This window comes from Alkalihalobacterium elongatum (assembly GCF_019024285.1).
Lineage (GTDB): Bacteria > Bacillota > Bacilli > Bacillales > Bacillaceae_F > Alkalihalobacterium > Alkalihalobacterium elongatum.
On record NZ_WMKZ01000007.1, the window covers coordinates 43,141 to 58,925 of the forward strand.

Genomic DNA, 15,785 nt, shown 5'->3' on the forward strand with positions numbered 1-15,785 from the left:
TTCAACTATCTGTTAACTTTAAAACTAGCATTGCTAGTGGGGGAACTTTAATGGTTAAACGATATGGTTGGTTATGCCAAGTTACTTTCTCACTAGTTAGTGGTTCAGCTATAATTTGGTTAGAGCCACCAAATACTTGTCTATCGCTATTAAATACTTCAGTATAAGTCCCATTTTTAGGAACTCCAATATGGTAGTCATAACGAACGATAGGAGTGAAATTACAAACTACGATAACAAAATCGTTAGAATTTTTACTTTTTCTTATGAAGCTGACAATGCTTTGTTCATAATCATGTGGATCAATCCATTCAAAGCCATCGGAGTTATGATCTAGCTCCCATAATGATCTTTCAGATTTATAAAATGTGTTTAGTGATTTCATATAGTGAGAAAAGTTTTTGTGCGAAGGATAATCTAGCAGTTCCCAATCTAATTCCTCAAGATCTTTCCATTCATCAAACTGGGCAAACTCACTGCCCATAAATAGTAGTTTCTTGCCTGGGTGTGTCATCATATAGCCTAGAAAAACACGGAGGTTAGCAAACTTCTGCCAATAATCTCCTGGCATTTTACTTAGTAAAGATTTCTTACCATGAACGACTTCATCGTGTGATAAGGGGAGGATAAAATTCTCTGAGAAAGCATAAAAAAAGGAAAAGGTAATTAATTGATGGTGCCATTTACGATGAATAGGCTCCATTTCCATATATCGGAGCATGTCATTCATCCAGCCCATATTCCATTTATAGTTAAAACCTAATCCACCAAGGTATGTCGGTGCACTTACTAACGGCCAAGATGAGGATTCTTCTGCCATCATATAAGTATTTGGAAAGGTTTTAAAAATGGATTCGTTTAATTTACGAAGAAATTGAATAGCTTCTATGTTTTCATCGCCACCATATTCGTTGAATATCTTGTCTTCATTTGTTCTATCAAAGTTTAAATAAAGCATGCTAGAAACTGCATCTACTCTAAGGCCATCAATGTGAAACATTTCAAGCCAATAAAATGCATTTGAAATTAGAAAACTGTTAACTTCTGAACGGCCAAAGTCAAAGGACAACGTTCCCCAGCTCTTTTTCTCAGCTTTTCGTTCATCAGCATATTCATATATGGGTTCACCATCAAATAAACGGAGGCCATGATCATCTTTACAAAAATGACTAGGGACCCAATCTAGTAAAACTCCAATTCCGTTTTGATGGCATTGATCAACGAAATACATGAAATCTTTAGGAGTGCCAAATCGGCTTGTTACTGAAAAAAAGCCTGTTGTTTGGTATCCCCAAGAACGATCATAAGGGTGTTCAGTTATTGGGAGAATTTCAATATGGGTATAACCCATCGTTTTCACATAATCAATTAATGTAGCAGCAAGTTCTCGATATGTATAATATTCACCATCACTTTTACGTTTCCACGAACCAAGGTGAACCTCGTAGATGAGCAGTGGTTCATTAAGTGGATTTTTCAATTTTTTTTCTTTCTCCCATAACTCATCTCCCCACGTATAATCATTTAAATCTGTTACGATGGAAGCAGTTTGTGGACGGAGTTCGGAGTAGAAGGCATAAGGATCAGATTTTAATAATACTCTTCCATTTTTCGAGTGAATTTCGAATTTGTAAATTGTTCCTTCTTGTATATCTGGAATAAAACACCACCAAATTCCTGACTCGCTTATTTTATGCATTGAGTGGTTTGTCCCATTCCAATTATTAAAATTCCCAACAATGTTTACAGCTTTTGCATTTGGGGCCCAAACTGCAAATCGGACTCCTTTTTTTCCATCTTTTTCACAAAGATGGGCTCCAAGAGTTTTGTAGCTATAAAAAAGGTTGCCTTGATGAAATAAATAGAGATCATATTCACTTAGCTTTTCTGTTTGCAAGAGGAACCTACGACCTTTCTAAAATAAAATTCTTAGGTTAAGGTTTCTACATTTTGAATAGAAACCCTTTTAGATTTACAAAAACAAAATAAAATTTATGTTACAAAATCTAACAAAGTTCTCAAAGGTTTGGAGACCTAACTGGGGAAGGGGTTAGAAGGTTTTTAAAGAAAGTATCAAAAGAAAAGGATTTTTGTCGTTTTAAGTAGAATTAATAGTTCTAAAGGATTATTAATAGAATAATAGATATGGGTAGAAAGTCGTTGTTGGTTTATATTAAAATAGAAAGTAGTTAGCAATTTTAGACAAGGGATTTCAGTGAAACACTTTATGAAACCTTTAATAAAAGACTGCTTTCATATTTGCTTAATGTTTTATTACGATAATCTACGAGCATAGAAAAAACAAACTAATAAATAGTAGATGGGGGCTAAAATGAATGTTAAACATGTGAATGCGATTTGTCGTGCAACCGAAACGATTTTGGAAAGCCATTTTGGAATAAAAGTAACACCCCTAAAGCCTTCCGCAGGGAATAGCCCCATTCCTTCTAATCATGTGTCGGTTATATTAGGGATAAACGGTCAACTTAACGGACAAATTATTTGTTCATTTTCCGAACACACTGCAAAAGCTATTGTTGGAGTCATGATGGGCGGAATTGAAATAGAAAAACTAGACGATCTAAGTTGGAGTGCTGTACAAGAGTTTGGAAACTGGGTAGCAGGAACAACAGCGACGGAACTTTCTAAAGAAGAATGTATTATTGATGTTACACCTCCTATTGTTAATGAAGGAATATCTAAATATCACTCAAGTAAAACATTTATAACCATTCCGTTAGATACTCGAATTGGTCCAATCGAAGTTCATATCTCAGTAACTGAATAAATAAGATCATAAGCAGAGGAATTATTCCCTCTGTTTTTTGTCTTGTCTTTAGTTTTGTTTTATTAATCCTATAATAGGGAATAGGTTGTTGAAACAACTTAAGAAAGGGTACACTCTTTAATATAGTGCTTTGGTCGAAGGAGTTGAAGTTATGACGAAAATAGATGTATCGAAGTTTGAGAAAAAGATAGAAATTAGAAATATAAAGAGAGCAGATTTTGATGAAATAATTGCATTACAAAAACTTTGTTTCCCTAACATGGAGCCTTGGGAGATCACTCACCTTGAGAGTCACATTCGTATTTTTCCTGAAGGCCAGTTTGTTGTAGAATATGATGGCAAAATTATCGGATCATGCTCTAGTTTAGTTATTAATTTTGATGAATATGATGATCAACATACGTGGGATGAAATTACTGATAAAGGTTATATCACGAACCATAACCCAGATGGTTATAATTTATACGGTATTGAAGTAATGGTGCACCCTGATTATCGGAGGATGAAGATTGGAAAGCGGTTGTATGAAGCGAGGAAAGAATTAGCTCGAGCCCTTAATTTAAAAAGCATGATTATTGGTGGAAGAATTCCTAATTACTATAAATATGCAAAGCAATACACACCTCGTGAGTATGTTGAACAGGTAATGCTACATAATATTTATGATCCAGTGTTAACATTTCAAGTGATGAATGGATTTACTTTAAAACGAATAAATCCAAATTATTTACAAGATGATAAAGCATCAATGAGATACGCTACATTAATGGAATGGAATAACATTGATTTTCAGCCGAAAAGTAAAAGGCATTTTAGAACGTCGTTTCCAGTTCGGATAACGACTATACAATATATGATGAAGAGAATTGACTCCTTTGAAGAGTTTGCTACTCAATGTGAATACTATACGGATGTAGCTGCAGGCTATGGCTCTGACTTTGCTGTTTTCCCTGAAATATTTACGACTCAACTATTGTCGTTCCTTCCTGAAAAAAGCCCAAGCCAGGCGATCCGTCGTTTAACGGAATACACAGAAGATTACATTAAACTGTTTACAAACTTAGCTGTAAAATACAATGTCAATATTATCGGTGGCTCTCATTTTGTTGAAGAAGAAAATAAAATATATAATATTGCTTACTTATTTAGAAGAGATGGAACGATTGAAAAGCAATATAAAATCCATATCACCCCTAATGAACGTAAGTGGTGGGGGATCAGTCCAGGTGATGAAATTAGAGTGTTTGACACGGACTGTGGGAAAATCTCCATTCAAATTTGTTATGATGTTGAGTTTCCAGAGCTTGGGAGAATTGCTGTAGATAAAGGAGCAAATATTATCTTTACTCCATTCTGTACGGATGAACGTCAAGGGTATTTAAGAGTTCGCTATTGCGCGCAGGCCCGTGCGATTGAAAATGAAGTATATACTGTTATTTCAGGGACAGTAGGAAACTTACCTCATGTAGAAAATATGGATATTCAATATGCACAGTCTGGTATTTTTACACCGTCTGACTTTGAGTTTCCGCGTGATGCGATAGTTGGTGAATGTCATCCTAACATAGATACTGTTGTTGTAGGGGATGTTGACCTTGAAATATTACGTCGCCACCGTCGAAGTGGTAGTGTTACTCAATTAAGAGATCGAAGAAAAGATATTTATGAAATTAATTATAAATTAGATGGAAAATAACGTGATATTTTAAATAAAACCTTAATAAACAATTAAATGAGGACAAATGACTTCACGTATATAGTGTAGGTTAAACAAGAAAAAAGTGTAAAAAATATGATGGCTGTTCGAATAAAAATTATTCGGACAGTCTTCTTTTTTGGTTGTGTTGCTTACTTTTCATGAGCTGAACAGGAAGAAACTATCATTAGAACTTAACAGCTAAAAATTTATGCAATCAAGTGATAAAATGTTGGCTTTTACTTTTATTAGTTTAATTCATTCTTTCATTGGAAAAGCTGTGATGAGAGAAAGGATGAGCAGTGGTGAATTTAGAAGAAGTCGTTGTAAGAAGATCTGTTATGACAATTTTTATAGCTTTGTCTTTTTTAATTATTACAGGGTTACTTAGTTATGCCCTCTTTGTACGTGAAAACCTGGTTACAGAATGGCAGATGGAAGTTGTTGGAACTGATAATGTTCTTACTGCTGGTACAACCAATGACCTTCATATTTTCTTATATGATGAAGAGGGAAATCCTATAAAAGATGCTAATGTAAAAGTAATCTTAGACATGCCAGAGATGGTTCATTATATTAAAAAACCTATGCATCATGTAGAAAACGGCTTATACGAAGCCGAAATTCTATTATCAATGGGTGGTACTTGGATTGGATGGTTAGAGGCAAAACGAAGTGGTAAAACGTATATTAACCAGTTCTTACTTCAATCCCAAGGAAGAGTGATGTCAAATGACTTTCGTGATCCGAAAGATCATTTTCACCTAGAACAGCCACTTCCTCCAAATATACAGCGACAGATAGATTAACTGTTTCATTCGTTATTGACAAGTAGTTTAACTACTGTTTAAATGACGTAATGAGGAGGGATGGTCATTGAAATGAAAAGCTTTAACGGACAAAGAATATTGCCAGCTGCAAGGGACATAAAACAATATGAGCAACTACTAGATAGTCAATATACATACATTATTTTATTGAATAGTCATATAGGTCAGTTAAGGAGTCTTAATCGTTTAGCAAAGAATAATAACAAAAAATTGCTTCTACATGCCGATTTAGTACAGGGACTTAAAAATGATGAATATGCAGCACAATTTTTATGCCAAGATATTCGACCAGCAGGGTTAATTTCAACTAGAAAAAATGTAGTATTAACAGCTAAAAAAAGTCGATTACTCGCCATTCAAAGGTTGTTTTTGTTAGATAGTATTGCATTAGAAACGAGTTATAAATTATTAGAAGTGACAAAACCAGATTTTATTGAGGTGCTTCCTGGTGTTATGCCACATATTATAACGGAAGTATATGAGGAAACTAAAGTTCCGATTATCGCAGGTGGACTTATAAGGGATAAAAAGGAAGTTGAACAGGCATTAAAAGCAGGAGCGGTTTCAGTAACGACTTCAAGAAAGTCCTTATGGGAATAGTTATAGCCTTAAGTGCTAATAATAGTCCTGACTTCTTTAAGACTTAAAGATCTTGTTCTTTAGGTCTTTTTTGTGCTGTTAAGCTGGTGTTGATTTTTAAATACATCGTGCGGAATGTTTAATGAAAGCGCATCTCCATCTCTATATTGAGTCCAATAAAACTTAAAAATTAACTGCTTAACAGAGCGTTAATTTTTATATAACTTTTATATCGTAAATAGAAAACCACTAGTATATGTCTTTATTTTTTACATAAAATTAGCAAGATGATTGCAGGAATGATAAAGTATTTAGGGAAATAAATAAGAGTTTACTAATAAAACTTAATGGTGTGGCTCATATAGAGGACAAGGAGGAGACTATGGTCTGGAAAGAAGCTTATAGTAGATGGGTAAATTATGATGGATTAGAAGCGGATTTAAAAGAAGCGCTAGAGAATATAAAAGATGACGAGGTCCGTTTAGAAGATTGTTTTTATAAAGGATTAGAGTTCGGTACAGGTGGAATGCGAGGAGAAATTGGTCCTGGACCTAACCGTATGAATACATATACAATTCGTAAAGCATCAGAGGGCTTTGCTCGATATATTTCAGAGTTTGGAGAAGAGGCAAAGAAGCAAGGTGTTGTTATTGCTTATGACTGCAGACATAAATCACCTGAATTTGCAAAAGAGGCGGCATTAACACTTGGAAAACATGGAATTCAAACTTATTTATTCGGTGATTTACGACCGACTCCTGAATTATCATTTGCGGTTCGATCTTTAAAAGCATTTGGGGGAATTGTAATTACGGCGAGTCATAACCCTCCTGAATATAACGGTTATAAAGTATATGGTCCAGATGGTTGCCAACTTCCTCCAGGTCCAGCGAATACTCTTATTGAAAAGGTTAATGAGGTTGAAGATGAACTATTGATAAAAGTAGAGGATGAAAATGAGTTAAAAGCAGCACAACTTTTAAAAGTGATTGGCGAAGAAATCGACTTAGCATATAATAGTGAGCTTCAAACAATTATCGTTAATCCAGAGATGGTCGTTGAAAAAGGAAAAAATGTAAACATTGTGTTTACACCACTGCATGGTACGGCTAATATACCAGTTCGCCGTGTCTTAGAAACAAGTGGTTTTAATAATGTTATTGTTGTAAAAGAGCAGGAGCTACCTGATCCCAATTTTTCTACGGTAAAATCACCTAATCCTGAAGAGCATGCAGCTTTTGAAATTGCAATTAAATATGGGAATGAACATGATGCAGATGTTTTAATTGCTACAGACCCTGATGCAGACCGCGTAGGGATTGCAGCCAGAAATACACAAGGTGAATATGTTGTCTTAACAGGAAACCAAACAGGTGCATTAATGCTTGAATACATTCTTTCGCAAAGAAAAGAGCAAGGAAAAATTCCTGCAAACGGTGTAGTTTTAAAAACGATCGTTACATCTGAATTAGGTAGAGTCATTGCAGAGAAATATGGACTCGAAGCAGTTGATACATTAACAGGATTTAAATTCATCGGTGAGAAAATGAAAGAATATGAAGAGACAGGTGCTAAGACTTTTGTATTTGGTTATGAAGAAAGTTACGGGTACCTAATTGGCGACTTTGTTCGTGATAAAGATGCTGTGCAAGCTTGTTTATTGGCTGCTGAAATGGCTACTTACTATAAATCTCGTGGAATGACTTTATATGAGGGGCTAATGGAAGTGTTTTCTAAATATGGGTATTACCAAGAGGGGTTAGAATCATTAACACTTAAAGGAAAAGCAGGGGTGGAACAAATTCAATCTATTCTTGCACATTTCAGAGAAAACCCACTCAATGAAATTGCGGGAAAGAAAGTAACTGTTGCTGAAGACTACCACACACAAGAAAGAAGCTTCTTAGTAGAAAATCGTAAGGAAGCATTAACATTGCCAGTGTCTAATGTATTGAAGTACACATTGGAAGATGGATCTTGGATTTGTATGCGTCCATCTGGTACTGAACCTAAAATTAAGTTTTACTTTAGTGTGAAAAGACCATCACTTCAAGAAAGTCAAGCTTGGTTGGGTGAGTTAAAACAAGAGTTAATGAGCAAAATCAAAATCCTTGTTGAACAATCGTAATTTAAAGCAGTGTAATGGGGTGGACGCTTAATCCACCCCTTTTATTTATCAGGAGATGTTAAGTGAATGGTTGATTAGTAAAGGAGGATAATAAAAATGAGTATGGAAACACGTTCCAGAAAAATGTCGAAAACTTATATCAAAAAAAATTGATTTAATAGTTGTCAAAAGTAATTGAACGGTTTACAATATGAATAACAAGATGACAATAATTGGTGGTGAAAGCAATGAAGGAAATTCCACTATTAGACGTTAACTTAGAAAAAACTTTTGTAGAGTATGAGTCTAAGTTTAAAGCGTTAGCCGATAAAAAACGTCTTGAAATTATGTATGAATTAACGCAACGTGGTAAAGTGTGTGTTTGTGATTTATGTGAAATTTTTCAAATGCCGCAATCAAAAATTTCGTATCACTTAAAAATTCTTTTAAGTGCTGGATTAATTAAAAAGGAAGCGAAAGGTACTTGGAGTTACTATATGTTAAATGATGAGCAGGTAAACCATCTTCTTTCCGAAGAACTGTGCTGTTTGTTCAGAGGCTGACTAAATGTTAGTCAGTCTTGATCATTAATAAATCAATTTTTTTTGATTTAAATATCAATTTTTTTTGATGAAGGGAGAGTTATATATGAATATTCATGTTGGTTTAAACGTAACAAACTTAAGTAATTCTGTTAAATTTTACTCAAAACTTTTTGAGGCAGAACCAGTTAAAGTAAAAGAAAACTATGCGAAGTTTTTAATTCCTCATTTATCCTTAAATTTTACTCTAAATGTACGACCAACAGTTGAAGGAAATCACATTAATCACTTTGGTATTCAAGTAGAGCGACCAGAAGAGATCCTAAAGCACAAAGAACGATTGATAGAGCAAGGAAATGATACAAGAGATGAAATAAATACTGTTTGTTGTTATGCAAAGCAGGATAAATTCTGGGTTAATGATCCAGATGGGCATGAATGGGAATTCTTTTTTACATGGGAAGATACTGAACAGGAAAAAGACAGTAACCAATGTTGTATTTAATTGGAGGGAAAAACATGATATATGAATATGGATACCGAGCGATCATAGAGTATAAGCGAGAAGATATTAAGCAAACTTACACTGCAGCTAATCGAGTCAGTCAGCATAATAGGAAACCCCACAATACAATTATTAAACGATTATTTAGCTTGATTAGCATTAAAAGAAAGACAACGAATGAACAACAATGCTGTGATGTACAATGCTGTTCTCCTGCATAAATGACGGCACCACAAATTATTAATTCTATAGTTTATTTAATTCTTTCTCATTATTTGACCCTTTTTTTCATAAATTGTTATAACGGAAGACTAGAGGAGGGTCGACTATGCTACCGCATGAACAAAAAGAGTTAGAATATGCAATTGATGAAATTACCGAAATTGCTCAAGGTTTTGGATTGGATTTCTTTCCGATGCGCTATGAAGTTTGTCCCGCAGATATAATTTATACGTTCGGTGCCTATGGAATGCCAACAAGATTTTCTCATTGGAGTTTTGGAAAGCAGTTTCATAAAATGAAATTGCAATATGATTTAGGTTTAAGCAAGATTTATGAGTTGGTTATTAATTCTGATCCATGTTATGCATTTTTGCTTAATTCCAACACACTCATTCAAAATAAGTTGATTGTAGCCCACGTCTTGGCACATTGTGATTTTTTTAAAAACAATGTCCGTTTCTCAAACACGAGAAGAGACATGGTAGAAAGTATGAGTGCGACAGCAGAACGTATTTATCGATATGAGATGATCCACGGACGAGAAGAAGTTGAAAAATTTTTAGATGCGATTTTAGCGATTCAAGAGCATATTGATCCAAGTATATTACGTTCAAAACTAGCTTGGTCAATGGAGGGAGAAGAAGAAGACGATACTCCTAAAGCTAATTCACCATATGATGATTTATGGAATTTAGGCGACACTAAACCTGTCGAACCAAAAAAGAAAAAGAAAAAGAAGTTCCCTCCTAAGCCAGAAAAAGATTTATTGTTATTTATTGAAGAGTATAGTCGTGAACTTGAACCGTGGCAAAGGGACATTTTAACAATGATGCGTGAAGAAATGCTTTATTTCTGGCCGCAGCTTGAAACTAAAATAATGAACGAAGGATGGGCTTCTTATTGGCATATTAGAATTATGCGAGAACTCTCCCTAACAACTGATGAGGCTATTGAGTATGCAAAATTAAACTCTGGTGTTGTCCAACCTTCAAAGACGAGCATTAATCCATATTATTTAGGATTGAAAATATTTGAAGATATTGAAGAAAGATATAATAACCCAACTAAGGAAATGAAGGAACGCCAAGGTGTTAAACCTGGAAGTGGAAGAGAAAAAATTTATGAAGTAAGAGAAATTGAATCAGATATTTCTTTTATTCGTAACTATCTTACAAAGGACCTTGTCAATAGGGAAGATTTATTTCTATTCCAAAAGCAAGGTTCAGATTATAAGATTGTGGATAAAGAATGGGAGAAAATCCGAGATCAACTTGTTCAATCTCGAGTGAATGGAGGCTTTCCATATTTAACAGTAACTGACGGGGATTATTTGAAAAATGGTGAATTGTACATTACACACCATTATGAAGGTACTGAACTAGATGTCGGATATTTAGAAAAGGTAATGCCATATATTCAGCAGTTATGGGGTAGGTCTACTCATATGGAAACGGTTATTAATGAAAAGAAGATTGTCTTCACGTATGATGGGAAAAAAATGCATCGAAAATATTTATAAAGAAAATATCCGCCCCAACGGATAAGTAATATTTTTTGTATACCTGTACTTTTTGTACAGGTTTTTTTATGTGTGGCCATCCTTCCTATTTAACTTTATTTGTATGTTTATATTAAGCGTTTTTTATTTAGGAAGTAATAAGAATACTAGACACAAAAAATAGTGAAATTGAATGAACCTGAAAAATATATTGTGACATTATTGATTAAATCTTACAAAAATTATCAATATAAGCTAAAATATAAATAACATCTAAGAGTAAAATTATTTTATTAATATATGGAGGATACTAATGTGATTAAACTTTCGAATAGTCAAGTAGAACAGGCAATGTATCAAAATGCCTTTGAGTATGCCTCTAATGGTAAAGCAATAGTAACGTTAGATGGAAGGTTTTATTTAGTTAATAGAACTTTATGTAATATTTCAGGTTATTCTAAAGAAGAATTACAGAAGGTAAATCTACCTCAATTAACTCACGTCGAAGATATTTCTAAGACTAGTTATTTATTTAACGATAACCCACCTAGTATAGAAGGAAAAATAATTATTGATCAGCGGATTTTACATAAAAACGGTAAAGAAATTTGGGTTGCACTACATTTTTCACTACTTAATATGACCCAAGGGAATAAACACACTTCTCATTACCTTGTAGATATATATGATATCAGTAAACAAATTGAAAAAGAGAAGGAAATCAATAAGCTAAATCAAATTCATCAATTAATCTTAGATTCTATTACTGATGGTATTTATGGTATAGATTTAGATGCAAATCTGATTTTCTGGAATAAGGCAGCAGAACAAATGGTTGGTTATGCAAAGGAAGAATTGGATAAGAGTAATCTACATGATCTAGTTCATCATACAAATAAGCAAGGAAACCAAATACCAGTCTCCACTTGTCCTGTTTTCAAAGCTCTTAAAGAAGGTAAAACGATCCATGTGACAAATGATATATTTTGGAGAAAAGATGGTTCGAGTTTTGATGTTGAATATACAACAAACCCCATCTTAGACAGTGGCGGTGGAGAGTATATAGGGTCAGTTATTACATTTCGTGATATTACAGAAATTAAAAAAACTAAGGAAATACTCCAGAAATCTGAAAAACTTTCTCTAGTAGGCCAGATGGCTGCTGGGATAGCACATGAAATACGCAATCCTTTAACCTCATTGAAAGGTTTTCTACAACTAATTCAGTCTGGTGAAACGGATAATCAATTATATTATAAAATTATGAATGAAGAATTTAATCGAATTGAATTAATCCTTAATGAGTTATTACTCTTAGCTAAACCTAATGCGACATCATTATGTGAAAAAAATATTATTTCAGTTCTAGATCAAGTGATAGCTATACTACAACCGCAATGTAATATACATAATGTACAAACAAATTTTACTTACGAGGCAGAAAAAATATTAGTATATTGTGATGATAATCAATTAAAGCAAGTATTTATCAATCTTATAAAGAATGCGATTGATGCTATGCCGACTGGTGGTAAAATCTCTCTTGAGGTTGAACTTGAAAATGAACATGTTATTATACGAATTAAAGACGAAGGAATTGGAATTCCAGAAGAAAAGATAGCATCGATAGGGCGGCCATTTTTCTCCACGAAAGAAAACGGAACTGGTTTAGGACTAATGATATCCTTTGGAATAATAGAAAATCACAATGGTAAAGTTTTTGTTAATAGTAAGGAAAATCAAGGTACGACGTTTACGATTACGCTGCCTCTGATATGAGAAGTTATTAAAAGGACAGCTCCCGATAAGGAACTGCACCCCAATTGTTAGACACATCTAACAATTGGGGTGTGTTTTTTATGTTTTACCATGAGTCTATTTCGATAAGATCCTTAAAAGTGAACGATGAAATCACTATATTTCCCCTAAATCTCTGCAAGTTTATCCTTCTAGTAAGTTCTCCTAATATATCTAAGATGGTTTTTCCTATGTTAATTAAGAGTAGTAAAAAATTGTAATAGATTATAGAAAGTTATTTGAATTTTCCTTATACTTATTGACTTTCTTTTGTAATAAGGTATATTTATTAAAAAAATTCCGAAAAAATTAGGGGTGTATGTCATGAAATATGCATTTGCCAAACGAGTACGCCATCTTCAATCTTCTGCTGTCCGTGATATTTTAAAGGTAGTATCAAAAGGAAATGTGATTTCGTTTGCTGGCGGTCTTCCTGATGATGATTTATTTCCGCTAGAAGGTATTAAAGAAGCCTTTGAAGAAACATTTAAAACTGGTAAAAAATCATTGCAATATATTGAAACAGAGGGTTTTCTACCACTTCGTGAATTATTAATTGATCGTATGAAACGGAAGGAAATTACTTGTTATAATTCAGAAGAGATACTACTAACAACGGGTTCTCAACAGGCAATCGATTTATTTTCTAGAGTCACTTTTAATCCAGGAGATATTATCCTAACAGAAAATCCAACATACTTAGCAGCACTTCAGGTATTTGAATCCTATGAGGCTAAAGTTATCCCAGTGGAGTCCGATGAACATGGAATGCTTGAAGGAGACTTAGTAAAGAAAATAAGAAAATATAAGCCGAAATGTATTTATGTTGTACCGACTTTTTCGAATCCTGCAGGGAAAGTATGGTCGAATGAACGTAGAAAAATGGTTTTAAGGTTGGCACAAAAACATCATGTGATTATTTTTGAAGATGATCCATATGGAGATATTCAATTTGATAAAGATGAAACATACTATCCGATTGCATCGTTTGATAAAGAAGGAACCCATGTATTATATACGAGTACATTTTCTAAGACAGCTGTACCTGCATTAAGAACAGGATGGATTGCTGGACCGCATCAGATTATTAGAATTATGTCTCAAGCAAAACAGGCAAATGATTTGCACTCTAACTCTTTATCACAGCAAGCTTTATATCATTTGTGTACTAATTTTGACTTAGATGGGCATATCAGTAATTTAATCGAGGTTTATCATTCAAGAATGAATATTATGTTACATGAGTTAGAAAAAGCAAACCTTCCTGGGATGTCTTATGTTGTACCAAAAGGAGGCATGTTCTTCTGGATTGAATTGGATAAAAGCATTGATACAACCGAGTTACTGAAAGTAGCAGTTAATAGAGGTGTCGCTTATGTACCTGGTGCTCCTTTTTATGTAGGTAAAGGAAAGAAGAATGCATTGAGGTTAAACTATACTCATTCAACTCCAGAAAAGTTAGAAGCGGGTATGAAAATACTAACAGAAGTAATTAGTGAGCATACTTCATTAAAAGAAATCGTAAGATAATATTGAAGGGTTAACAAGAAAGTTGTCGAAATCTTATTTGACAGCTTTCTTTAGGCTTTGTAGGAAAGGTGGGCTATTTATGTTAGTTGTAAATACAGAGATGGTTATAGGTAAAGAGATAGAAACCTCCTTAGGGGTAGTGAAAGGAAATACTGTACAGGCTAGGCATATTGGTAAGGATATTATGGGGGGGTTACGAAATATCGTTGGAGGACGAATGAAAGAGTATGAAGAGATGTTTATAGATGCTAGAAATTATGCTGAAAAGGAAATGATACGTGAAGCTGAAGCACTAGGTGCAGATGCGATTGTGAATGTACGATATACAACATCTTCAATTATGGAAGGGTCGTCTGAAATTCTAGTATACGGAACAGCGGTTAAATTTAAATAACAGTTAAAGTTTGGTTTAGATTGTCATAATATATAATTAATTTATATAAAACTGACTAACTATTTTGAAAATAATTGTCGTATCATAAATTCTTTTGTATAGTAGTAAGTAAAATAGATAGTCAATTAGTTACGAAGGGGAATAAAAGAATGGTAGAGGTAGAAGAAAAATTTTGTCAATATTTAGAGGCAAATGCGAATAACTTTCTTTCTTACTGGAGAAAAAATGTACGTATATCAGATGCTGATCCATTTTCAGTTAACGTTGAGAGTAACGGTAAATTAATGTTTGACCTCCTAATATACTGTTTGAGAAATCCTTACCAAGATGAAATCGTAAAAGATCTAGCCTACAAAGTAGCAATTGAAAGAGTAACAGCTGACGTTAATATTAGTGAGTTTATATACAATGTGAATATTGGTAGAACCACTATTTTCCAATCACTAGAAGATATGGATCTGTCCCTAAAAAGTGTACAGCCTATTATTAATAAAATTAATTTTTGTTTTGATCAGTTTATATACCATGCTGTATATAAATATACTGAGTTAAAAAATATACAATTACAAGATAAGAGTCTGTTTATCGAACAATCGCATAAGGACAGATTAACATTACTAGGCCAAATGTCGTCTAGCTTTGTACATGAATTCCGTAACCCATTAACTGCAGTAATGGGCTTTGTAAAGCTATTAAAAGAAGAGGATAGAGAGATAAAATATATTGATATAATTACACATGAGTTGGAACAGTTGAACTTTCGAATTTCGCAATTTTTAGTAGCGTCAAGAAGAGAAACTACTTCACACCAACAAAAAGAGGATTTTGATATGAAAAACTTAATAGAAGAAATAATTGAGTTTGTATATCCTAGTATTGCAGACGGTGATGTAGTAGTTAAAACTGAAATTGGGGCAGAAAAAACAGTTAAAGGATATCGAGAGGAAATACGTCAAGTTTTTATCAACTTAATTATGAACTCTATTGATGCCCTTAAAGATAATAGTGGGAGAAAAGAAATTATCATTAGTTCGAATGTAACGGAAGAAAGACAAATAGAAATTACAGTTACGAATAACGGACCAGCCATCCCTGAACACGTTCAAAAAACCATTTTTGAACCATTTTTCACGACAAAAAAAATGGGCACAGGTATTGGATTATATGTGAGTAAAAAAATTATGGACAAACATAATGGTGCCATTTCATGTATTTCAAACGAAGAGTCAACAACTTTTACTGTCACCCTACAACTTGAATAAATAAAAAAAGCGTGTATGTCAGTAACCTTCACACG

The 15,785-nt window shown here is 33.7% G+C and carries 14 protein-coding genes; 13 read left to right on the forward strand and 1 reads right to left on the reverse strand.

Going from position 1 to position 15,785, the window contains the following annotated elements; genetic code table 11:
* Position 1 precedes the first annotated feature (1 nt).
* A complete protein-coding gene (gene glgB / locus GKP30_RS10165; protein ID WP_216829331.1) occupies positions 2-1,897 on the reverse strand; it encodes a 1,4-alpha-glucan branching protein GlgB in 1,896 nt (631 codons plus the stop codon).
* A 435-nt stretch (positions 1,898-2,332) separates the two neighbouring features.
* Here glgB and GKP30_RS10170 point away from each other — a divergent pair, with 435 nt between their 5' ends.
* From GKP30_RS10170 to GKP30_RS10230, 13 genes are all read left to right on the forward strand, one after another.
* Positions 2,333-2,788 (forward strand): chemotaxis protein CheX, encoded by a 456-nt coding sequence (locus GKP30_RS10170; RefSeq protein ID WP_216829332.1) that lies wholly within the window; start codon positions 2,333-2,335, stop codon positions 2,786-2,788.
* A gap of 151 nt (positions 2,789-2,939) precedes the next feature.
* The gene (locus GKP30_RS10175) at positions 2,940-4,484 is read left to right on the forward strand and encodes a bifunctional GNAT family N-acetyltransferase/carbon-nitrogen hydrolase family protein (protein WP_216829333.1); all 1,545 of its coding nucleotides are present in this window, start codon (positions 2,940-2,942) and stop codon (positions 4,482-4,484) included.
* A 305-nt stretch (positions 4,485-4,789) separates the two neighbouring features.
* The gene (locus GKP30_RS10180) at positions 4,790-5,293 is read left to right on the forward strand and encodes a FixH family protein (protein ID WP_216829334.1); all 504 of its coding nucleotides are present in this window, start codon (positions 4,790-4,792) and stop codon (positions 5,291-5,293) included.
* Between the two features lie 60 nt (positions 5,294-5,353).
* Positions 5,354-5,914: a glycerol-3-phosphate responsive antiterminator gene (locus GKP30_RS10185; protein ID WP_328703139.1), complete on the forward strand. Its 561-nt coding sequence runs from the start codon at positions 5,354-5,356 to the stop codon at positions 5,912-5,914.
* Positions 5,915-6,275: 361 nt separating this feature from the next.
* Complete coding sequence (locus GKP30_RS10190) at positions 6,276-8,021, forward strand: phospho-sugar mutase (protein WP_216829335.1); 1,746 nt, start codon at positions 6,276-6,278, stop codon at positions 8,019-8,021.
* Positions 8,022-8,248: 227 nt separating this feature from the next.
* The gene (locus GKP30_RS10195; RefSeq protein ID WP_216829336.1) at positions 8,249-8,563 is read left to right on the forward strand and encodes an ArsR/SmtB family transcription factor; all 315 of its coding nucleotides are present in this window, start codon (positions 8,249-8,251) and stop codon (positions 8,561-8,563) included.
* Positions 8,564-8,648: 85 nt separating this feature from the next.
* Positions 8,649-9,047, forward strand: coding sequence for an ArsI/CadI family heavy metal resistance metalloenzyme (locus GKP30_RS10200; protein ID WP_216829337.1), 399 nt, complete (start codon positions 8,649-8,651; stop codon positions 9,045-9,047).
* Positions 9,048-9,061: 14 nt separating this feature from the next.
* Complete coding sequence (locus GKP30_RS10205) at positions 9,062-9,268, forward strand: hypothetical protein (RefSeq protein ID WP_216829338.1); 207 nt, start codon at positions 9,062-9,064, stop codon at positions 9,266-9,268.
* A 107-nt stretch (positions 9,269-9,375) separates the two neighbouring features.
* Positions 9,376-10,788 (forward strand): SpoVR family protein, encoded by a 1,413-nt coding sequence (locus tag GKP30_RS10210; RefSeq protein WP_216829339.1) that lies wholly within the window; start codon positions 9,376-9,378, stop codon positions 10,786-10,788.
* Positions 10,789-11,082: 294 nt separating this feature from the next.
* Complete coding sequence (locus tag GKP30_RS10215; RefSeq protein ID WP_216829340.1) at positions 11,083-12,546, forward strand: PAS domain S-box protein; 1,464 nt, start codon at positions 11,083-11,085, stop codon at positions 12,544-12,546.
* 342 nt (positions 12,547-12,888) lie between these two features.
* Positions 12,889-14,094: an aminotransferase-like domain-containing protein gene (locus GKP30_RS10220; protein ID WP_216829341.1), complete on the forward strand. Its 1,206-nt coding sequence runs from the start codon at positions 12,889-12,891 to the stop codon at positions 14,092-14,094.
* A 79-nt stretch (positions 14,095-14,173) separates the two neighbouring features.
* Positions 14,174-14,488: a YbjQ family protein gene (locus GKP30_RS10225; protein WP_216829342.1), complete on the forward strand. Its 315-nt coding sequence runs from the start codon at positions 14,174-14,176 to the stop codon at positions 14,486-14,488.
* A 149-nt stretch (positions 14,489-14,637) separates the two neighbouring features.
* Positions 14,638-15,750, forward strand: coding sequence for a histidine kinase N-terminal domain-containing protein (locus GKP30_RS10230; protein ID WP_216829343.1), 1,113 nt, complete (start codon positions 14,638-14,640; stop codon positions 15,748-15,750).
* Positions 15,751-15,785: the final 35 nt, after the last annotated feature.